Origin of the sequence: Emticicia sp. 17c, from assembly GCF_037153985.1 — a bacterium.
In the GTDB taxonomy this organism is placed as follows: Bacteria; Bacteroidota; Bacteroidia; order Cytophagales; family Spirosomataceae; genus Emticicia.
Genome location: NZ_JBBAYI010000008.1, coordinates 99,874 through 119,760, shown reverse-complemented (window position 1 = coordinate 119,760; position 19,887 = coordinate 99,874). Strand labels below are relative to the sequence as shown.

19 protein-coding genes and 1 CRISPR repeat array are annotated in these 19,887 nt (G+C 44.1%); of the genes, 11 read left to right on the top strand and 8 right to left on the bottom strand.

Features of this window, described 5'->3' with window-relative positions; translation table 11 throughout:
• Window positions 1–276 precede the first annotated feature (276 nt).
• From WAA15_RS16075 to WAA15_RS16065, 3 genes are all read left to right on the top strand, one after another.
• On the top strand, window positions 277–1,278 hold the full coding sequence (locus WAA15_RS16075) for a carboxypeptidase-like regulatory domain-containing protein (RefSeq protein ID WP_337043824.1): 1,002 nt from the start codon (window positions 277–279) through the stop codon (window positions 1,276–1,278).
• Window positions 1,279–1,479: 201 nt separating this feature from the next.
• Window positions 1,480–2,649, top strand: coding sequence for a carboxypeptidase-like regulatory domain-containing protein (locus WAA15_RS16070; protein WP_337043823.1), 1,170 nt, complete (start codon window positions 1,480–1,482; stop codon window positions 2,647–2,649).
• 4 nt (window positions 2,650–2,653) lie between these two features.
• Window positions 2,654–3,127, top strand: coding sequence for a hypothetical protein (locus WAA15_RS16065; protein WP_337043822.1), 474 nt, complete (start codon window positions 2,654–2,656; stop codon window positions 3,125–3,127).
• Between the two features lie 13 nt (window positions 3,128–3,140).
• Here WAA15_RS16065 and WAA15_RS16060 read toward each other — a convergent pair whose 3' ends face one another.
• Window positions 3,141–4,637 carry an alpha/beta hydrolase gene (locus tag WAA15_RS16060; RefSeq protein WP_337043821.1) on the bottom strand — a complete coding sequence of 499 codons (1,497 nt, stop codon included), beginning with the start codon at window positions 4,635–4,637 and terminating at the stop codon, window positions 3,141–3,143.
• Window positions 4,638–5,086: 449 nt separating this feature from the next.
• Between WAA15_RS16060 and WAA15_RS16055 the strand changes: the two genes are divergently transcribed.
• Window positions 5,087–6,445, top strand: coding sequence for a DUF3500 domain-containing protein (locus WAA15_RS16055; RefSeq protein ID WP_337043820.1), 1,359 nt, complete (start codon window positions 5,087–5,089; stop codon window positions 6,443–6,445).
• Window positions 6,446–6,703: 258 nt separating this feature from the next.
• The gene (locus WAA15_RS16050; protein ID WP_337043819.1) at window positions 6,704–6,940 is read left to right on the top strand and encodes a hypothetical protein; all 237 of its coding nucleotides are present in this window, start codon (window positions 6,704–6,706) and stop codon (window positions 6,938–6,940) included.
• Here WAA15_RS16050 and WAA15_RS16045 read toward each other — a convergent pair whose 3' ends face one another.
• From WAA15_RS16045 to WAA15_RS16030, 4 genes are all read right to left on the bottom strand, one after another.
• Window positions 6,941–7,174, bottom strand: a complete 234-nt coding sequence (locus WAA15_RS16045; protein WP_337043818.1) for a hypothetical protein — start codon at window positions 7,172–7,174, stop codon at window positions 6,941–6,943.
• 686 nt (window positions 7,175–7,860) lie between these two features.
• Window positions 7,861–8,232 (bottom strand): hypothetical protein, encoded by a 372-nt coding sequence (locus tag WAA15_RS16040; protein ID WP_337043817.1) that lies wholly within the window; start codon window positions 8,230–8,232, stop codon window positions 7,861–7,863.
• Between the two features lie 39 nt (window positions 8,233–8,271).
• Window positions 8,272–8,547, bottom strand: a complete 276-nt coding sequence (locus WAA15_RS16035; RefSeq protein ID WP_337043816.1) for a heavy-metal-associated domain-containing protein — start codon at window positions 8,545–8,547, stop codon at window positions 8,272–8,274.
• 19 nt (window positions 8,548–8,566) lie between these two features.
• Window positions 8,567–9,388, bottom strand: coding sequence for a universal stress protein (locus WAA15_RS16030; protein WP_337043815.1), 822 nt, complete (start codon window positions 9,386–9,388; stop codon window positions 8,567–8,569).
• Between the two features lie 81 nt (window positions 9,389–9,469).
• On the opposite strand from WAA15_RS16030, the gene WAA15_RS16025 reads away from it, so the two are divergent.
• Both WAA15_RS16025 and WAA15_RS16020 read left to right on the top strand, forming a co-directional pair.
• Window positions 9,470–9,640: a hypothetical protein gene (locus WAA15_RS16025; RefSeq protein ID WP_337043814.1), complete on the top strand. Its 171-nt coding sequence runs from the start codon at window positions 9,470–9,472 to the stop codon at window positions 9,638–9,640.
• Window positions 9,641–9,676: 36 nt separating this feature from the next.
• Window positions 9,677–10,486, top strand: coding sequence for an SDR family NAD(P)-dependent oxidoreductase (locus WAA15_RS16020; RefSeq protein ID WP_337043813.1), 810 nt, complete (start codon window positions 9,677–9,679; stop codon window positions 10,484–10,486).
• A gap of 72 nt (window positions 10,487–10,558) precedes the next feature.
• On the opposite strand, the gene WAA15_RS16015 is transcribed toward WAA15_RS16020, so the two are convergent.
• Window positions 10,559–11,083, bottom strand: a complete 525-nt coding sequence (locus WAA15_RS16015) for a GNAT family N-acetyltransferase (RefSeq protein WP_337043812.1) — start codon at window positions 11,081–11,083, stop codon at window positions 10,559–10,561.
• Between the two features lie 389 nt (window positions 11,084–11,472).
• On the opposite strand from WAA15_RS16015, the gene WAA15_RS16010 reads away from it, so the two are divergent.
• Both WAA15_RS16010 and WAA15_RS16005 read left to right on the top strand, forming a co-directional pair.
• Window positions 11,473–11,958: a hypothetical protein gene (locus tag WAA15_RS16010; RefSeq protein WP_337043811.1), complete on the top strand. Its 486-nt coding sequence runs from the start codon at window positions 11,473–11,475 to the stop codon at window positions 11,956–11,958.
• Between the two features lie 126 nt (window positions 11,959–12,084).
• A CRISPR array of direct repeats spans window positions 12,085–15,341; the repeat unit is 30 nt; unit sequence CTTTTAATCGCACCATATAGGAATTGAAAC.
• Between the two features lie 334 nt (window positions 15,342–15,675).
• The gene (locus WAA15_RS16005) at window positions 15,676–16,608 is read left to right on the top strand and encodes a hypothetical protein (protein WP_337043810.1); all 933 of its coding nucleotides are present in this window, start codon (window positions 15,676–15,678) and stop codon (window positions 16,606–16,608) included.
• A 53-nt stretch (window positions 16,609–16,661) separates the two neighbouring features.
• Here the strand turns inward: WAA15_RS16005 and WAA15_RS16000 are convergent, their stop codons facing one another.
• On the bottom strand, window positions 16,662–17,030 hold the full coding sequence (locus WAA15_RS16000; protein ID WP_337043809.1) for a hypothetical protein: 369 nt from the start codon (window positions 17,028–17,030) through the stop codon (window positions 16,662–16,664).
• A 73-nt stretch (window positions 17,031–17,103) separates the two neighbouring features.
• Window positions 17,104–17,595 (bottom strand): hypothetical protein, encoded by a 492-nt coding sequence (locus WAA15_RS15995; RefSeq protein ID WP_337043808.1) that lies wholly within the window; start codon window positions 17,593–17,595, stop codon window positions 17,104–17,106.
• Window positions 17,596–18,063: 468 nt separating this feature from the next.
• Here WAA15_RS15995 and WAA15_RS15990 point away from each other — a divergent pair, with 468 nt between their 5' ends.
• Complete coding sequence (locus tag WAA15_RS15990; protein ID WP_337043807.1) at window positions 18,064–18,495, top strand: MarR family winged helix-turn-helix transcriptional regulator; 432 nt, start codon at window positions 18,064–18,066, stop codon at window positions 18,493–18,495.
• A 1-nt stretch (window position 18,496) separates the two neighbouring features.
• Complete coding sequence (locus WAA15_RS15985; protein WP_337043806.1) at window positions 18,497–19,828, top strand: TolC family protein; 1,332 nt, start codon at window positions 18,497–18,499, stop codon at window positions 19,826–19,828.
• The last annotated feature ends 59 nt before the right edge of the window (window positions 19,829–19,887 follow it).

The following is a 19,887-nucleotide window of genomic DNA, read 5'->3' as shown; positions in this document are numbered from 1 at the left end:
TGCAATTTTTGCGGTATCGGGCAATTAAATTTTAACAAATTTTTCCCCTCAACCACAAGGTATTTCCTGCCCGTGTCTGGCGGCTAACTGCGGGCTAAACAGGCTTTCAGCCCTGCCTGAATGCCTGACAGGTACCATAAAATAAAAACAACACCTTTTGCTTGCCTGTGGGCAAGCATTTGTGTAATGTTGTTAGTTTATTCTCAATTATTTGCTTCAATACGCTGGCAAGTAAATATCATGTACTGTTTTGTAGGTCTACTAAAATTAACTGACATGAAAAACGTTAAAACCCTAGTTTTTACCCTGTTATGTATACTTGCTATGCTGCCCGCACTAGCACAAAATGCCCCGCTGAAAACAACCCCGCTGAAAGGCTTGGTGATTAGTAAAGAGGGCTACCCATATACTGGCATAACTGTAATGGTGAAAGGAAGCACAATAGGCACCGTGACCGATAGTAAAGGAGAATTTACGCTAAACGTAAAACCTCGCGATGTGCTTGTTTTCTCAGCAGGCAATTATATGCAGAAAGAGTGGGAAATCCTTTATATTGAGACAACAGATTTTATTTTTAGGTTAGATAATGATTCTTCTGTTTTTGCAATTCAAAAACCTCCCTTACCTAGATATGTTGTAGATGACGAACGAATAATGCTGGAATTAGATCAAACATTACCGGGTTTTGTTATTCCGCCGCCAACCCCTTCGGCATATAACAGGCTTGATAAAGCCTACTTTAAATCTGCCCGAACATTCGGCGATGTGGACTCCCTCCTGACCAACGCCTTGCATAAAGCCGGCTGGGGCGACACCCACTATTACAGGGTAATTGATAAGAATAGAAAAAATTTACAGGGTTTTGTGCTGATTTCGCAAATAGAACAAATTCAGGAAAACGGCCAACCACTACCCAATAACAAACGCTGGGAGTTAAAACTCCAAACATGGAAAAACGGCAATTTCTGGGATTACTTCACCTCACTGTTTGTGAATCGGGAGGGTTACTTTAAGTTAAGCCTTTTTGTCATTACAAACGTAAATCTAGCGGGGTCAGAAGAAACCGCCAGTTTTGAACAGGCCAAAAGCTGGTTTAGCAGGGGAGCCTCTGCCCTACCCGATGGCATAGCCTCCATGCCTTACTCCGATAAATTCACCTGCACCGCTTACGTATACGAGTTCAGGCAAGTAACCAACCAGTTCAGCCTGCTCGAAAACCGCTGCAATACCGACCAATACCTGAAAAATTCGGGCATTTTGCAGATACTGTCCAGATAAACCGTTGGCTTTATGGCTTATAGGCATACATTACCCCTATGCCGTAAAATAAAAAAATGCCTTTTTTCTTTGGAAATCTCAGACTTTTTTTTAATCTTGTATAAGCTACTTTAATTAGGCTGTTTTTGTATATCAAGGCAAAAAACAATTGGTTTTACCAGTATTTTACCCTTTGCCTTAGAACCTAAGCAGCATAAAAATATGAAACCCCTTCTGATACCCCTCATGGCCCTGTTGGTTGCCCTGCACCCCTTGCAGGCGCAACAAAAAACCGCCCCCAAATTTCAGAAAGCAATAAGCCCACAAAAAACTTTGCCCCCGCCAAAAGAGGCAACAAACGTAAAAATCCAAACGAAGGCCAGCCCCAAAGTGGTGAAGGATACGTCGTTTTCGGCAATAAAACCCAAAACAAACCTCGAAAAAGTAACTCCCTCAAAGCTGCATCTGGCAACGGCCGACACACTTATTTCGCCTGTTTCTATCTTTTTTCAGGGCAAGGTAACCGACACCAAGAACAACCCTTTGCCGGGTGTAACAGTACAGGTAAAAGGCTCGACCAAAACAGTTATGACAGACATTAACGGTAACTTCGTAATAAATGTAAAGAAAAACGATGTTTTGCTCATTAACCAGCCGGGGTTTCACCACATGGAAATAAACGTTACGCAGCAAACTGGCAACAACACCATGTTTGCCATGCGAATAGCCAAACCCCCTGCACCCGACTTGCCGGATTCGGAGGCCGCCGTTATGGAAGACGAAATGCCCGGCTTCATGATTCCGCCGCCACAGGCTTCGGCCGCAGCTATTCTGGACAAAGACTATTTCAAAGAAGCTAAAACACTCGGCGAGGTAGATTCTATTCTGGTAAAAGCCTTAAAAACTGCCGGCTGGGGCGACACCCGCTATTACAGAGTGATGGACAAAAACAAGAAAACCCTCGATGGTTTTATTCTGATTGCACAATTGGAACAAACCCGCGACGACGGCGAGCCGATGGACGGCTCTCAGCGTTGGGAACTGAAGTTTACGGCTTGGGCAAAAGGCGATATGCTCGATTATATCAAATCTTTGTTTGTGAACCGAAGCGGCTATTTCAGAACCTGTGTTTTTGTTATTTCAACCGCCAACCCTTTGGCTTCTACCGCCAGTACTAACCTGAATCAGGTAAAAAGCTGGTTCTATGGAGCCAGCATTGGTTTGCCCGCCAGTATTGCCAATACCCTCTATTCGGGTCAGTTCAATTGCACGGCTTATATTTATGAATTTAAACAAACCTCCAGCCAAGCAGCAGAAATGAATCTGAACAGAGGGTGGGACACCGCCCGATATTTAAGCTCTTCGCGCATTTTACAAGGACTCAAAAAATAAACCCATGATTTCAAAACTTGTTGCTCAACGTAATTTACTCATTTGCTGGGGAGTAGGTACATTGCTTTTTGTAGCCATTGCCATTACCCAACAAGCTGGCCAGAAATTCGGCAAAGACTCTGATGCCTTCTGGGACTGGTTCCTGCCAAACTTTATTCCTACCCTTACACTTATTGGCGGCTCGTATGTGGCACTTGTGCAACAGGGAGACCCCGACAACAAACAGATTGACAAAGGCAACTACTGGCTTTGTTTCTGGATAATGGTATTGTACTTTGCCTTGATGCTACTCATATTCGGGCTGATGAGCTACGCCATCGACAAAAGCGAAAACAAGCTCACCCCCCTCGAACACCTCCGTAACTACTCAAAAATAATAGTTGCCCTCCATAGCCTTGTAACGTTAATGCTGGGTATATTTTTTGCGAAAGAAAAAAGCACAGGCACACCCGCCGGCAACAAAGCCGGAGGCAATTAGGCATTACATGGGCTTAGTAACCCAGTTTCGTGAGGAAATCCTGCCGGAATTTCGACACCTCAGGGCCGAAGCGTTTATCGAACCAGATAAAATGCCCCGCTCCTTCGAGCGTATGAAACTCAATGGTAGTGTTACCCGCTGCGCGCATTTCCTCAACAAAGCGTTTGGCACTGGCATAAGACACGTTGCGGTCGTTAGTGCCATGCAGCACAAGCGTAGGCGGTAGTTGTTTGCGCACCAGAAACAGCGGCGATATTTCTCGCGCCTGATTCTTATCGGCCAAATCTTTGCGTAGCCAAGCCGTGGTAGCGTCGGTCAGGTCATATACCCCTGCATTTATGAGCAGCACGTTAGGCGTGGCACTCAGGTGCAGGTTATCGGTTTTTTCGTTCCAGTTGTCGGCCAATGCCGTAGCCAATACCAGATGCCCCCCTGCCGAGTTCCCCGAAGCCACTATTCGGCTGGTATCAATGCCGTACTGCTGCCCATGCTGGCGTAACCACCTGATGGCCGAGCGGGCATCTTTCACGGCCTCGAAGGGCAAAGTACCATGCCGCCCATACGTACGGTATTCAACGGCACAAGCTACCCAGCCCTTGCGGGCGTACTCTTCGCAAGCCGGAAAAAACCAGTCGGGTTTCCCTTCCGACCAGCTACCCCCATGAAAATACACCATCACAGGCTTGCGGGTATCGGCCTTGTTTGTTGCGCCAAACAAATGAATATACAGCTTATACGGCCCAACTGTTTTATAGGCTTGTATGAGATGCCCCTGCCTACCGGCCAAGTCTTCGGCATAGAGTTTTTTAATGGGGTTGGTATAGGCGGTATCCCGACACCCCCGCAGGAAATCATTATAAATAGGCTCTATGTGGTTAATGCCGTCGTTATCGATATGCTTATATAGGTAATCATACTGCCAGAAATCCTTACACGCAGGCTGCTGCACATACAAGGGTATTAGTTTCCAGATGGCCTCCAGATGCTTGTTATCATGGTTTTTATACTGGCTTTTGCGCAATTCGCGGCTTATCTGATACGAAAAAAAAGTTTGCGCATAATTAACAAAATCGGAGTTTTTCAGCAATTCGGGTTTATTAAAATCGGGCAGATTAGCCGCCATCCGCTCAGGAATCGCCGAGGCTTCGGCGGCGGCTTTATCGCCATAAATGGCATGGCTAATGGGGTATTCTAGCAGTAATTTATCGAAATAATACTTGATTTCGGTCTGTTGAGTATCGGCAAAGGGTTGGTCGAGTTGCTGGCGGTGTTGCTCAAGCACAGCCACAAACACCTGCCGCGCCGAGTCTATTTTATGGATGAAAACCTTTTCGGGCAGAGCATAAATAGTGGCATAATTGGGGTAATACTCACCGCTGAAAGCCCTACTAATGCTTTTCAAGTCGGCGAGGTAGGCTTGTCGGGCATCTGGCTGCGCCCACGCAAAAAACGGAAACAACAATAGCCAAAACAGCAATAGCTGATGCCTGCAAGAAACTCGCTTTTTCATAACAGATAGAAGGTTTATTAAAGCTATAAAAAAATATCCAGATTGCAAGGCAAAGCAGCAAAACAAAAAACCATAATTTCTTACTATTCGGGAATTTCAATGGAGGTTAGAGAATTTTGGTTAATTATTCAGAACTTATTTTTAAAAATTTTGTTTGCCTAATCAAGCGGCGGTAAACGAGCAAACACCTGAACAGTGTTGGGCGCTACGGAGGTCGCTTTTTTTATTCTTCTCGTTTTGTTTTGCAGGCTCTTTTAATTTTCCAGCTATTTTTAATCAGTTTTTTAAAACCTATTGCGGGGTTTCTACGTTTATATAACAGGTTTCACGACCTGCAATGCTGCCTTTTTTCTACCTCACACCACTCCCTTTTGTTGGCTATGCCGCACACAACACGCGTGCATACACAGCATTTAACAATATCCATACACTTATTTAAAACTTTTACCATGAAAAGGAACAGTCTATTATTGGCAGCAATAACGCTTTTTACACTGCTTGTTTTTCAGGCTTGCGAGCCTGACGAAATTGTTACCATTCCCACTATTTCGGCACTTAACTGCTCTACGGCCACCATTAGTGCCATGCCTATGAGTGGCAAGGCGTTCAACGGCAGGGCCACTATTGCGTATGCAGGCGGCAACGGAGTAGCCTATGTATCAGACGACACCATCGCCTCTAATGGCGTACTGGGCCTAAAAGCCAACCTTGTGGCGGGGTTTCTTTCGCATGGCAACGGAACCATCGCTTACAGCATCAGCGGAACCCCCACTTCGGCCGGAACGGCCACTTTCCCGATTAGCGTCGGCGGGCAATCGTGTGTGCTAGAAGTAACCGTTATGGCCGACACCACCACGCCGCGCCCAGCAACGGGGTCGGTGGGTATGGTACTGGCCGCACTCGATACCTTCAAACGGAGTTTGTCGGCCACACAACTAGCAGCCCTGCAACTGCCACTTAGCCAAGCCAACGCCACCAACTGGTCGGTGCTGACGGGCGCTACACGTAACGGGCTTGAGTTCAACGCCCTCACAGAGGCCCAACTGATAGCCGCCAAAGCCGTAATAGCTGCCGCCACAGGCACCACCCCCGACGAAGGATATAGCGAGTTTATACAGATAACCCTAGCCGACGACGTACTGGCAGGCAATGGAGGCGGCACGGCGTATTCGTCGAAAAAATACAGCATTGCCATACTCGGCACACCCAGCCAGACAGGCACTTGGATGCTCCAGTTCGGGGGGCATAATTACGTGCAGCACATTACATACAGCAATGGCGCGGTAGTAGGCACTACGCCGTCGTTTCAGGCGGTTGAACCGAAATCGTGGCTGTCGGGGACTATCTCTTACGCGCCGCTCGATGGCGAGCGCGATGCCCTGAAAGCCATGCTGGCAGGGCTTACGCCTGCACAGCTTGCGCTGGCACACGCCACAAGCACCATGAGCGATTTATTATTGGGGCCGAAGAAAGATGGGGCCTTCCCGACTACAAAGGCGGGGCTTCCGGTGAGTAGCCTCAACGCCGTTCAGAAAGAACTCGTGCTGGTAGCCATGAAGCCGTGGTTGCTGGATGCCGACGACGTAACATCGAAAACGATGTTGAGCCTCTACGAGACGGAACTCGACCAGACATATATTTATTATGCAGGCGATGCCGCCCTGAGCAAAGCCGGCGACTACGTACGTATCGACGGCCCCAGTGTCTGGATAGAGTTTATCTGTACGCCCGCCACCCTGACTCCTGCCGACATCCAGTATCGCTCCGTATACCGCGACCGCAAGCGCGACTACGGCAATATTCAATAACCCTCGTTTTTACTTACTTCGATATAGCACCCTTACGTGGCGGTGATAGTTTCAAGGCTATTACCGCTATTTTTTTGGCGTTTGGTAAAAGCCTTGCAGATATTCTGGTGTGTATTTGTAACCTTTGCGCAGCTAGCCAGTAAGCAATATGAGCTTTACTAATGTATGATTTTACTATGCAGTTAATTGACACACGAAAACCTACTATAATCTGCACAACTTTTTGTAACACACCGGCACACCGTACAAAACCTATTTATGCAAGTAGCTATACCCCTGAAACAGAAAGTAGAACAAGCCCTTCGGGAAAGCCTGATTACTCCGGCCGAAATTATCGACAACGAAGCCCTTAACAGCATTACTGTTTTTATCGATACCGTACCTACGCCCGACAACTTCAACAGGTTTATGAGGTGTATGCAGCAGCAACACCTGCAATGCACGGCCAGCACATTCCCCGACTTGCAGTTTACTTTTGTTTCGGTTTTTGAATAACTAATAAATCGTGATGTCGACACATCGGGTATCTGAATGAAACGACGACCTGTATTTCAGGCTGAGCGTATTGAGGTAGCCCGTAAATTGTTTCAGTTGCTGTGGGTCTGTTTCAGGTGCAACAGAAATGGTCAGGTCGTGGGTTTGCGCGTGATAAGTAATGTTGTTGTGTTTAATTTTAAATGTTGCTAAAGCTCCCACAATTTCTTTTCTTAGGTTCGTTAAATTTCTCATCAGTTGGCTATAAAAATTTAATCTCCAATCAGAAAATGGCAGTACACAACCAAACCGCTCGGAGCCAATACACCCAATAACCGCCCAAAGCATTTACTAACAGGCATGATGTAGCGCAAATGTTAGCACGGAAACTCAGCATAAGGGCCGAACATTTTCTGGTTGTATCCAGACAGTTTCTGGTAACTGTTGTTAACAATCAATAATAAAAAATTATACGGGCCTGTGTTTGAGGTAGATAGTTATTTTCTGAGCAGAAGTTATATTCGTACTTCAAAGATAATTGTCAGCACAATTATTACCAAAAAATTATTGTGCCGGTATGCTTTATTTTCAAAAAGAGTAGTTGCTGCCCAAGCAGCCAGTGTTTAATATTTAACAAACGCTTAGGAATTGTTCACTAGCCCTAAAGTAACTTATCCAGAAAGTCTGTTAATCGAAACTGAACTTCCCTGTTTTTTTTAACCTTTGAAATATAGTAGTTTAGAAGAGAATATGAGTTTTATGTAGTTAATAAAAGTCCTGAAGGCCATAATCATTAAAGCCACTGTTACCAAATACTCGGCTGCCAAGTGGTAAATTAAATGGTAACAAATTGGCACGGAGACCTCGACCCCGTGCCATTGCTTTTCAACCTATAAATCACTACGAACAAAGATACTTGCCTTAATAGCGGGGCCACAGCCTCAGGAATGCACAAAACCTGCCGACTGTAAAGCCAGATAATTAAGAAAAGATTTAAAATTATTTTTAAAGCTGCTGTATTTATTTTCAAGTCTGTCCATTTCCTCTCTGAAATAGTCGTATCGGTGCAGGGCAGTGGGCTGGCTGTTTTCACGTTCTGCCCGTTGGTTTTCAAACGCACTCAGTTCATTTTGCAGATGCTTCGCCACCGCCGAAAAGTACTGGAAATGATTAAAGAAATTTCCGGCCTGTTCTTCGTACCTTGTCTGTAACAGGTGTTCGGTCTGCAAATTAGCCAGCAACTGTAACATGAAGTCGTTTTCCTGCGCAATAGAGGCTAATTCATTTCGCCAAAGTTGTTGTACAATACGCATAAGGTGTAAAATATAAGTAGGCAGCTATGCCTTGTGGTTTCAGGTATTTATTTTGCCTAACGCACAACTCACATAAGACCGCGCCGTTTGCAGCAGATTCGAGGTGCCAGCTTTGGGGTAGCCCAGTTCGGCCAGTCGGCGGGTAATGTTATCGGTATCGGTAAAATCTTCGTGTTCTACTTCCACCCACCCTTCTTCGGGGTTGGGGCGTACCTCAAGCACCCCTACAATGTTCATCAGGCTTTGCTTAATTGTATGCGCGCAGCCGCTGCATTTGAGGTTATCTACAAATAATTTATCAACTACTATGTTCATGCTTTTGTGTGTTTACTATTTAATGAATAGCCATAATGGGCAGGTCGGCTCTGAACATCAGTTGCTCGGTATTAGGCTGCCCCATAAACCAGCGTTCGAGCAAATTATGGTGTTTCGGAAACACAAGCATCAGGTCGGCTTTGTATTCGTGGGCATTTCTGACGAAATCCTCCACAAAATCTTTTCCTTTCATCACATTCATTACGTGCGGATACTCTTTCAGTAACTCTCTCAACTGCCATACTTTGAGTTTGGCTTCTTCCGATTCGGGTTTAGGATGCACCGAGAAAATCGTGATAACGGCCTTGAAGGCTTTCAGGGTGTTAAGTGTTTGCTGAATGGCGTGTGTGTTTGTTTCCTGTGCCAAATCAAGTGCCAGATACACGTGTGTATAAGGTTTGAATGTAGCTTTTGGCGGTATAAACAGTAACGGCACTGGCGATTTCTGAATCATTTCGGTAGCGATGTTCCCGAGCAACTCCGAGCTTTGGGGCAACTGCCCTACGGTACTCATCACGAGCATATCGGGTTTTATCTGCAAGGCGGTTTGCTTGATAACATCGGCCACAAAACCTTCATATACCAGTGTTTCTATCAGAATCTCGCCCTCGACGAGTTTTACGAGCCGGCGGGCAAGGGCTTTCATTTTGGTTTCCTCGTGTTTCAGCAGCGCGTTGTCGTTAAAAGCAAGCGCGCCCATGTCGGGCGTGTAAACAAACGAGGGCTGGGTGGCATGAAGTAATACCAGTTTGGCACCTATCTGGCGGGCCAACTGGGCAGCATATCGGCATACCTTCGACGAAGGTCTTGAAAAGTCGGTTGTACAAAGAATCGTCTTCATAAGAAGTATTGATTATGGTTTTGATACAACAAAGTTGCTATCTATGGCTGTCATAAAAATTGACTACCAATAGAAACCCGTATGATTTTGCGCAGGTTTCTGATTCCTGATACCCTGCGCGCCATGTGTCGGGAATCACTTTCGGGTATGAGGCTTATCATAATTTTTGCGCCGCCTACGCTGTTGTTTTGCGCTGTGTCTGGCAGAAGGAGCCATTGTGCGGGCTTTAGTGCTTGCCGCAGGTTTCTGTAACAGGCATTTGTTTATTCATTCTAAAGCAGCAAAAAAATGCACGATATTATCAAAGACTTATTCGATTTAACAGGCAAAACCGCTATCGTAACGGGCGGAGCTATGGGTATAGGCAAAGGCATTGCCATGCAACTGGCTTATGCCGGAGCTAATATCCTGATTGTAGATATAGTACCCGAAACCGAAGCGCAGGACACCCTGCAAGCCATTGCCGCCACGGGCGCAAAAGTAGCCTACCTGCAAACAGACTTAGCCAATACGGCTAATGTGGCGGGGGTTATCGCAAAAGCGGTAAGTGTTTTTGGCGATGTGCATATACTGGTAAACAACGCCGGAATTTTTAAATATATGCCTCTGACCCAACTCAGCGAAGAAATGTGGGACAAAACCTTATCGTTGAACCTGAAAGCGGTGGCGTTTTTATCGAAAAACTTTATTAATACCTTAATTGAACGCAAGCACGGTGGCAAAATAATTAATATTTCGTCGGTAGATAGCCTGAAACCCACCGGAAATTTGTCGCAATACGATGCGTCGAAGGGGGGTGTCAGAATGCTCACAAGGGCTTTTGCCAAAGAAGCAGGCAAATACGGCATTACGGTAAACGATATTGCTCCGGGTGGCATTAATACGCCGGGCGTTGCCCGAATAGCGGGCGATTCGGTTACGAAAGAACAACAGGAAGCCATGATGGCGCAAACAGCCCAGTTTATTCAGCAACTTCCGCTACAACGAATCGGCCAGCCCGACGACATCGGCCATGCCGCGCTCTTTCTGGCCAGTAAAGCCTCTGATTACATTACCGGCAGCACATTGGTTGTCGATGGCGGTTTGTTACTCGTATAAGCTCTTATGCTGCCCGCTACCCGAAACACCTGTGGCAAATGCCAGTTTCGGGTTTGTTTTTCAGTGCGCTCGTCACGCGGGTGGGTTTACCTGATACACCTGCCCATAAATCTCATCAATTACGGGGCCGAGCGTTAATGCCTGCGTTGCCATCAGATACATAGGTTGGGGCCTTTTGGTGGCATCGTATGCAGGCTGTATGTAGGTGGTATCAACCACCTGAAAGCCGTTTCGTTCATAAAACAAAATACGCTTATGGGCTATTTCGCTCAGGGTTGCGGGTTCGCATTCGAGTATCATGACCGGATATTGCTTTTTAAGTTCTGCCAGCACCGTGCTGCCCAGCCCGCCACTCCTGAAGGCTTCGTATATTTCAAAGTGTTCAATAAACAAGCCTGCACGCAAGGGCCAGCCAATACAGTAGCCCAGCATTCCACGACCCGACTCAATACTTAGCACCAGTGTTTGCCCGTTTTGCAACATAGCCTTAAACTGGGTGTCGTTTCTGCGCTCGTCGGCCGGAAAAGTTTTACAATAATGCTGATAGATGTGTTCGATGCCCTCCGGCTGCGCTGCTGTTAGTTGTCTGAAATACATAAATCCCGCTTTGATGGTTAAAGATACGTACTAATCCTGAAAATGCCGCACAATTGTACCCAAGCCTCCCCTATTGAATAAACGATAAACAGATATTTTCAGATTTATGTATTTTTTATTAACTTTCCAGCAAGTTTGTAAGCAAATACGTTAGGCATCTTTTACTGTGACCTGCCAACTGCCTCGTCTTGAACTGTGGCTTAATCTTTTGTACTTACTTCTCATACTTTTGCTAATGGGCCTACCCCTTTGCAGGTAATTGTATGTCGATAGCTAATAAACTGTAACTGTTGATACCCAGCGACCCCGACGGCCCGCCATTACCACCAGTTGTATTTATACCCCAAAGTTAAAGCATAATAAATATTTAACACTTACCTTTCACAACAATGGAAACACCCTACGTAGTAAATTCAGTTCTTAAACGTATTGAGCCTACTTACACCCAATGCACCTACTGCAATAATGGCATCGTAAGCAGCATTGACGACTGCTATTTTATACCGCTCTATAACGAGCAGGACAGAACCAATGTTATTGTTTACAAATCGGTAAAATTTCAGCAGATAACAGTAGGTGTTACCCGTTGCGCAGCCTGCAAAAAAACTCATGCCGATGCAAATATTTCGGGCGCACTCAAAGCCGCATTATTTTTTATTCCGGCCATTATACTATGCTGGTTTTTATTCAATGCCGTTGGGTTCATTATCAGCTTTATTGTGGTATTTCTGGCAGCTTTTTATCTGTTTGGTTTTTTCTCTGACAGGCAAAGCTATAAGTTAGGGGTTTTTCCTGAAGTCGACGGAGCCAAAGAAAGCCCGTTAGTAAAAGCCTTTCTGGCAGAGGGTTGGACAATCGAGAAGCCATCGGCATAAGATATTCGGGTCGGGAGGTCGTCGGTCTACGGGTAAAACCGTAGCATTACACACCGACGACTTTCTGGTTTGTTTTTTTGCCAGAAAACCCCTATCTTAGCCCCTACAAAGCCTATTTTTGAACGGCTTTTAATCGCACCATATAGGAATTGAAACTTCCTGACAGATTCAAGGAATGGGCTATCGAAAGTGCTTTTAATCGCACCATATAGGAATTGAAACTTTTAATATCGTATTTAATGCAAACTTCCAAAAAGCCTTTTAATCGCACCATATAGGAATTGAAACGCGGTGAACGCGGCGGCGTTTTCTATCTTGAAGGGACTTTTAATCGCACCATATAGGAATTGAAACACCTTGCAACTTCGCAGAATAGGCCGGATTATTTGGCTTTTAATCGCACCATATAGGAATTGAAACATCCGAAACCCTGTTTCATACACAACAGAGTTACTACTTTTAATCGCACCATATAGGAATTGAAACCGTGCAAATGGTGGAGGGCAGGGTAGTACTATACAAGCTTTTAATCGCACCATATAGGAATTGAAACTCTACGCCCGGATGGCGTGTAACGGTAATATACCCTCTTTTAATCGCACCATATAGGAATTGAAACCTGGTGTTACGAAGCCGTTAGGGGTTTGCACGCCCCTTTTAATCGCACCATATAGGAATTGAAACTCTTCTTAAAAATTTTATGTTTCAGCTTCGTTGCTCTTTTAATCGCACCATATAGGAATTGAAACACATTAAGAATCAACGGCTTATCTTGCTTTCCGTTCTTTTAATCGCACCATATAGGAATTGAAACCTTTAAAACCAGCCGACTTAAGAACGCAAAAGTCATCTTTTAATCGCACCATATAGGAATTGAAACATCATAATCAATCCCATTTATGCCAAAAATTTCTTTCTTTTAATCGCACCATATAGGAATTGAAACCCAAATTTCTTGCCTACTGAAACTACTGAGGTTGAACTTTTAATCGCACCATATAGGAATTGAAACCCTGTATTAAGGATAGTGTTATTTTGTGCTGACCAACTTTTAATCGCACCATATAGGAATTGAAACACATTTCTAACTCTACCAACATAACACTCACATGGTGCTTTTAATCGCACCATATAGGAATTGAAACCTAAGAATCGTCTTTACGACGACCTTTGTGTAATTACTTTTAATCGCACCATATAGGAATTGAAACAAACCTTAAGTGCTTTCCCTACACCTATATGCGATACTTTTAATCGCACCATATAGGAATTGAAACAGCATCAGGGAATATATTATTGTATGACCTGAAAAACTTTTAATCGCACCATATAGGAATTGAAACTTGTTCACCTTGACCAACATTAAATGATGCACCACCTTTTAATCGCACCATATAGGAATTGAAACGTTTTATCATGGGTTCATCATCCATCCGGTCAAGATCTTTTAATCGCACCATATAGGAATTGAAACAAGGTTTTTTTATTCATATTCTCAATTATTGAATCTCTTTTAATCGCACCATATAGGAATTGAAACAAAATTATTTCTAATGGATTATTAGAAAATTCTGTTCTTTTAATCGCACCATATAGGAATTGAAACTATAGCCCAACCTATACATTAAGTTTTCAGAATTTTCTTTTAATCGCACCATATAGGAATTGAAACAAAAGAAACGGCCCGCCGAATGTTCGATGAACTACTTTTAATCGCACCATATAGGAATTGAAACGTGGAATCAGGAGAATTGGCCAATATAGGCGATACACTTTTAATCGCACCATATAGGAATTGAAACGCAATCAAGGAAGTATACACGCAAAAAAGTTAGTCTCTTTTAATCGCACCATATAGGAATTGAAACCAAATTGTAACAACAACTACAACAACCGGAATAGTACTTTTAATCGCACCATATAGGAATTGAAACTGCTTGTTGAAACGGTTGCCCCTCGTTAGCACTCTTCTTTTAATCGCACCATATAGGAATTGAAACTTATAAATTTTTATATGACAATTAACTGAAATATCCTTTTAATCGCACCATATAGGAATTGAAACCTTTTGATTCTTGACGAAGTAGACAAGCTGAAAGATCTTTTAATCGCACCATATAGGAATTGAAACCTCAAACAATTGTGTTTTATCCGGCCAAACTGGCGACTTTTAATCGCACCATATAGGAATTGAAACCCTTCTACATCGTTGAAGCTCCAGTTTCCTTCAAATCTTTTAATCGCACCATATAGGAATTGAAACAAATTTCGGCTGCTTACATTTTTACCAATATCGTACACTTTTAATCGCACCATATAGGAATTGAAACTTTCTAAATCAAATTCTTCTCCTAAAATAGAAATCACTTTTAATCGCACCATATAGGAATTGAAACTTCATAATCAACATCTACAAGTTTATTTTTCAAGTCTTTTAATCGCACCATATAGGAATTGAAACTAAAAACGATATAGAAAGAGCTATTAAGATTTTAAACTTTTAATCGCACCATATAGGAATTGAAACGCTTCTTGTACCTTTTTGAGGGCGTTTTTTCCGGCTTTTAATCGCACCATATAGGAATTGAAACAATATACCTCGGTTATTTTAATTACTTTTCCTTTGCCTTTTAATCGCACCATATAGGAATTGAAACAACTTCACAACGATGATAGTTAAACGTAAACGTGTACTTTTAATCGCACCATATAGGAATTGAAACTCGTTCTGTGCAGCTGCATACGGAACCTGTGTTCCCTTTTAATCGCACCATATAGGAATTGAAACTAATTGTGAGCTTACGGTAAATAACTTTCTTTCATACTTTTAATCGCACCATATAGGAATTGAAACGTAATAGGGTCATACGCACAAATATCTCGGATAGTCCTTTTAATTGCACCATATAGGAATTGAAACTCTTCTCCAGCAGCACCTTCACCGCTGCCAGATAAGCTTTTAATCGCACCATATAGGAATTGAAACTATATTTTTGGAATAGCCCTACCCCAACCTCAAAAACTTTTAATCGCACCATATAGGAATTGAAACGTGTTTTCAACTACTAAACCAGTGGTCGGGTGTGGTCTTTTAATCGCACCATATAGGAATTGAAACTTTATTTCTCAGTCAATGGGTCACGGAAAAATATCTCTTTTAATCGCACCATATAGGAATTGAAACGATACTCTGCTGCCTGCTCAGCTTTCATTACTTCGTCCTTTTAATCGCACCATATAGGAATTGAAACATTACTTTCGTAATATCAAACCCTTTTAATTCGTCTCTTTTAATCGCACCATATAGGAATTGAAACTTTTATTTTCTTGATAGGTTTAATTTATTCTTTATACTTTTAATCGCACCATATAGGAATTGGAATCTTCTGAATCTCGCCATCGTCACATACAGCAATTGGCAAATGTGCTTATTTGTAGGCAGAGCGATACCGTTTTGTGTGTGCTAGTATAGCTCTACGCGGACATCTGTATACGTCTGAGAATTTCCCTAAATCTCCCTGAACGCCAGCCGCTCAATAAATTTTTCGCAACTGCAAATGGCCTATTGCGGTTAAATAACTTTAGTTAATCTAATTTTATACTACTCAATTAGTAAAATGTAATATGCCTCCGGTGGTAAGGGCCCCTATACCCGCAACTACTCGATAAGCATACAATACCATCTCAAAAAACACATATCAATAAACCTCATTTTTTATGAAAAAAAGTATACTTTTTTCGCTTCTGATTGCCTCTTATACGGCATTTAGCCAAACCTCTGTTACTATTTCTGCCGACACACAACCGCCCACTGTTTCCAAAACGGATGTAAACAAGGCAGGCTTTGAACATACCAACGGCGTACTACGCATGAATACCTATATCAAGTCGGAGTCGAGTGTCCTAACGGGCTGGTTACAAACCGCTACCAACCATTCTATGGCGCTTAGTACCAATGCCGGAGCCGCACAGGTTTTGCTGAATACCAACGGAAACACCATCATTAACCCCCGTGACGGCAAAACGGGCAATGTGGGTATAGGGCTACTAAGCACCGACGCACCTGCTCAGAAGCTCTCGGTAGCAGGTAACATCCTGTCGTCGGGCTTAGCGGGTACGGGTAACCGCCCTGTTTATGCCAACGCGTCGGGTACACTCTACGCCGAAACCCGAACTTTTACAATGGTGGTTCCGCCCCAGGGTTTCCAACGCAGAAACAACACAGGTGGTGGCTCGCTTACGACATCGAGCGCATATTCGGGTTGTGAAATAGTAGGTACTAATATTAATGAAGACCTAGTAGCACCGATAATTCTGCCAGCGGGTGTAGTTATTACTAAAGTAGAAGCCTTTTTTATAGATAGTGACGCAACTAATAACTTGAGATTCGTCTTTCTCTCTTCGCCACTTGATGTGGGTTATAGCACTACCTTTGCCTCATTGTTTCAGAATACCAATAACGATATTAATGTAAATTCGCTTGCAAGTGGTACTTTGTCGCATACGGTAGATGCTGGCGAAGCTATTTTTGTACTTGTACTACCCGTAAACTCAACTGGCGAGTATGGCTATGGACGCTGGAATTACACAGGCGGCAGCACTAACCTCATGAGTGTAAAGGGCATACGCGTTACGTACCAATTACCCTGAGGCATAAAGGTATGTGTCCCGTTCTGTTTATGTTAAGCAGAACGGGACTTTTTTTAGCCCCTGTCTATGGTAGAAAAACAACCGTGTTTTTTATAGATATACAAAGCCCTGACGGCCGCCCGGCGGTCGATATAATAATAATTATTGCCGTTGCTGTCTTCGACAAAAAAACGCTGCGAGCTACCCCCCTGAAAGAGCCTTCCGGTGGTGTTGTCGGAAAAAGTAATTATCCAATAGAAAAAACGCCCATCTTTAGGACCAAAACCCGTTTTAGTTTCTGTTTCCCGATAGGTCGGTATGCTATTGCTCGATAACTCATAAGTTTCTGAACAAGGGCCAGTCACCGCCGCAACAGGCGTGTGAACTGCCGGAGAATAAAGCACCGGAGCCGCCAGACAAAAAAGTAAAAGAAGTGTTTTCATAGAAGTATATATGTTGAGTTTAAGACATAAACCAAGTTCTTACTGAATGTATATTCCATGCCCCTGCAAGCTATTACTCTAACGCAATATCTTCCAGTTTTAGCCATCCTCTTGTAATAATTCCCTTTGAGTTCACAAATTCAGTATATATAAAGTTAGTACTTTTATGCATAATCACGCCTGTATCGCCCATTATCAGAAATCGTTTCTGAATTGTGCGTTTGTCGGGGCTTTTATAAAAATAGGCTTTAGCACTGACCACCCTGAAGCGTAAGGTAGTGGTAATAGTAGTACCCCCCGAATTATACGAAGAGGTTTTGCCCGTTATGCTTTCGTAGGCAGAACTACTGGCAGGCTTTGGGGTTTTAGAAGGCGCACAAACACCACAGGTTCCGCCGCTGTTACAATACTTGCAATATTCGCAGGTCGAGCAGGCGGTGCAGTAGGCACTGCCAACACACTTGCCATGGCAAACCGTAATAGCCGATACACTCGTGTGCTTGTCAGTCAAAAAACCCATAAGCCTGACCAATGCCAAAAAGCAAAAAATACTGAATACTTTCATGAGGTATATAAAATTTTGCCACCCAATAAACCATAAATCCGGCTTATTGCCAAGTTAAATTTATTTTAAGGTACAATTAGCCTGTGTGCTTACTCGTAACTCGCCCAAGCCGTTGGCAAGGGCAGGCTTATACCGCCGCCGCTCTGCCCCCACCCAAGTGCTTTTGCAAGCCAGTTTTAAGCCTTTTCAGCAGGCTTTATGCGGTGTTTTTAATAATTTTAATCGAACTTTAATCTGCCCTACACACTTTGCTGTATTTTGGTATTATTCAGTTTCTGGCTTGTCTTTTTCAAAGAAAGTATGCTGCCTCATACGCATATTCACCCCCGAAGTTACGTTTTTTTTGCCTTGTATAAACCCCTTTTAACCTGATTTCAGAGAGGTAAAAGTGCTTCTGCGGAACGCTCGTTTAAACGTTATTTGTTTAAACGAATATTCCGCTACCTTTGCAGCGCAATTGAAAAAAGCATGAGCATAAATTATAAAAACAAGTATCACGAACTGATTGCCAATCTGCATATAACAGACGGGTATATTTTTAATCATTTCGACCAGAAGTTGGCTCCCTTTAAGCTGTCGGTACAACAATACGTAGTGTTGCGCCAGTTGCAGGAGGCCTACCCCGAAAGCCTGAATGCCGGCGAACTGAAAAGGAAAATGCACGAAACCAATTCGGACATGACCCGCCTGACCGACCGCCTTATCAGGAAAAACCTGATTGTGCGCGAAACCGACCCTTTGAATCGTAGGCGGGTGAAATTGCGCCTCACCGAAGAATCGAACGAGTTTGTCAAGAAAGTAGCCGTCGAATTTCAGAATTTCGAATCAATCGTGAGCCACCTGACCGACGAAGAAGTAAAAACACTTAACACACTTTTGACCAAAATCAGAACCAAATAAAATGAAAAAGTACATCACCGCCATTGGGCTAAGCTGCCTTACGCTAGGAACCACCCTTGCGCAGTCGGCGGCTACACCAATGCCATTGAGTCAGGCCATTGAGATGGCCCTGAAAAATAACAAATCACTAAAACTGGCCGACCTCCGCGTGCAAGGAGCCGAGGCCCGCGCACAGGAAGTAAAAGACCGCAACTTACCACAAGCAAGTGCCTCGTTGTCGTACTCGCGTTTTAGCCTGATTACCCCTTTTGCCTTTGGCGAAGGCGAAGACGGCAAGCCGCTGTTTGGGCTTCCGGCCGGAGGGTTCAGCGCAACAATGGGTGCTGTAAGTATCAAGAAAGAACTATTTGCAGGTTTTGCCGAGAAATCTTCACAACTATCGGCCGACTTACTGTTACGTGCCAGCCGCCTCGATGCGCAACGTAACCGCCAAGAACTAACTTACACCGTTACGGATGCCTATTATAACATTGTGAAGCTGATGCGCTCTGCCGAGATTATCAACCAGAACATCAAGCAGTTTGATGAGCGCGAACGTGATGCCCGCAACCTCGAAAAAGAAGGGGTGATTCTGCCAAACGAAGTTTTAAAAATACAGTTACAAAAAAACAACCTGCAACTAAGCCGCTTGCAGGTAGAAAAAGCCCGCCAGACAGCCCTCTTTAATTTCGGATTACTTGTTGGCCTCGACGAAAACGCCACTATAAGCATCGACACCACCCTTACCAACGCCCCAGCCGTGGTGGAATCGCTCAATAGTTTTCTGGGGCAGGCTTTACAACAACGCCCCGAATTGCAGGCCAACGCTTTGCGCCAGCAATCGGCCGACGCCCAGTTGCGCCTTGTCAAGAGTGCCAAATATCCGCACGTGGGTTTATCGGCCGGCTATAATTACATAAATCCGGCAGCCAGCCTTATTCCAGAGCCGAATGCGTTTATCAACGCATGGAATATCGGCTTGGGGGTTTCGTACAACATAGGGTCGTTATATAACCTTAAGGGGCGTATCAACAGCGCGAAAGTTGCCATTAACGAAAGCATTACACAAGGCCAGCAACAGGCCGACCAGATTCGTACCGAGGTGGTGTCGGCGTATCATAATTATGAACTGGCACTCGAACAACAAAAAGTAATACAAATAGCATTAACTCAAGCCGAAGAAAATTACAGGCTGACGGAATCACGGTTCCGTAACGGGCTGGTAGGGTCAACCGAGTTGCTCGACGCCAACAGTTTTTTATTACAAGCAAAATTAAACCTGATTAATTCAAAAGTAGATGGCCAGCTTGCTTACCAACGTCTTTTGAAAGCCACAGGTGGTGGTGTGAAATAACACACCGCACCGCGGGCGGGTAGTAAAATCCGGTCTCTGTTATGCAGAGTACGGATAAA

What these genes read in the sequence shown, in the direction of transcription:
- WAA15_RS16075 (WP_337043824.1), top strand. Translation starts at nt 277, where the DNA reads ATGAAAAACGTTAAAACCCTAGTTTTTACCCTGTTATGTATACTTGCT.
- WAA15_RS16070 (WP_337043823.1), top strand. Translation starts at nt 1,480, where the DNA reads ATGAAACCCCTTCTGATACCCCTCATGGCCCTGTTGGTTGCCCTGCAC.
- WAA15_RS16065 (WP_337043822.1), top strand. Translation starts at nt 2,654, where the DNA reads ATGATTTCAAAACTTGTTGCTCAACGTAATTTACTCATTTGCTGGGGA.
- WAA15_RS16060 (WP_337043821.1), bottom strand. Translation starts at nt 4,637, where the DNA reads ATGAAAAAGCGAGTTTCTTGCAGGCATCAGCTATTGCTGTTTTGGCTA.
- WAA15_RS16055 (WP_337043820.1), top strand. Translation starts at nt 5,087, where the DNA reads ATGAAAAGGAACAGTCTATTATTGGCAGCAATAACGCTTTTTACACTG.
- WAA15_RS16050 (WP_337043819.1), top strand. Translation starts at nt 6,704, where the DNA reads ATGCAAGTAGCTATACCCCTGAAACAGAAAGTAGAACAAGCCCTTCGG.
- WAA15_RS16045 (WP_337043818.1), bottom strand. Translation starts at nt 7,174, where the DNA reads ATGAGAAATTTAACGAACCTAAGAAAAGAAATTGTGGGAGCTTTAGCA.
- WAA15_RS16040 (WP_337043817.1), bottom strand. Translation starts at nt 8,232, where the DNA reads ATGCGTATTGTACAACAACTTTGGCGAAATGAATTAGCCTCTATTGCG.
- WAA15_RS16035 (WP_337043816.1), bottom strand. Translation starts at nt 8,547, where the DNA reads ATGAACATAGTAGTTGATAAATTATTTGTAGATAACCTCAAATGCAGC.
- WAA15_RS16030 (WP_337043815.1), bottom strand. Translation starts at nt 9,388, where the DNA reads ATGAAGACGATTCTTTGTACAACCGACTTTTCAAGACCTTCGTCGAAG.
- WAA15_RS16025 (WP_337043814.1), top strand. Translation starts at nt 9,470, where the DNA reads ATGATTTTGCGCAGGTTTCTGATTCCTGATACCCTGCGCGCCATGTGT.
- WAA15_RS16020 (WP_337043813.1), top strand. Translation starts at nt 9,677, where the DNA reads ATGCACGATATTATCAAAGACTTATTCGATTTAACAGGCAAAACCGCT.
- WAA15_RS16015 (WP_337043812.1), bottom strand. Translation starts at nt 11,083, where the DNA reads ATGTATTTCAGACAACTAACAGCAGCGCAGCCGGAGGGCATCGAACAC.
- WAA15_RS16010 (WP_337043811.1), top strand. Translation starts at nt 11,473, where the DNA reads ATGGAAACACCCTACGTAGTAAATTCAGTTCTTAAACGTATTGAGCCT.
- WAA15_RS16005 (WP_337043810.1), top strand. Translation starts at nt 15,676, where the DNA reads ATGAAAAAAAGTATACTTTTTTCGCTTCTGATTGCCTCTTATACGGCA.
- WAA15_RS16000 (WP_337043809.1), bottom strand. Translation starts at nt 17,030, where the DNA reads ATGAAAACACTTCTTTTACTTTTTTGTCTGGCGGCTCCGGTGCTTTAT.
- WAA15_RS15995 (WP_337043808.1), bottom strand. Translation starts at nt 17,595, where the DNA reads ATGAAAGTATTCAGTATTTTTTGCTTTTTGGCATTGGTCAGGCTTATG.
- WAA15_RS15990 (WP_337043807.1), top strand. Translation starts at nt 18,064, where the DNA reads ATGAGCATAAATTATAAAAACAAGTATCACGAACTGATTGCCAATCTG.
- WAA15_RS15985 (WP_337043806.1), top strand. Translation starts at nt 18,497, where the DNA reads ATGAAAAAGTACATCACCGCCATTGGGCTAAGCTGCCTTACGCTAGGA.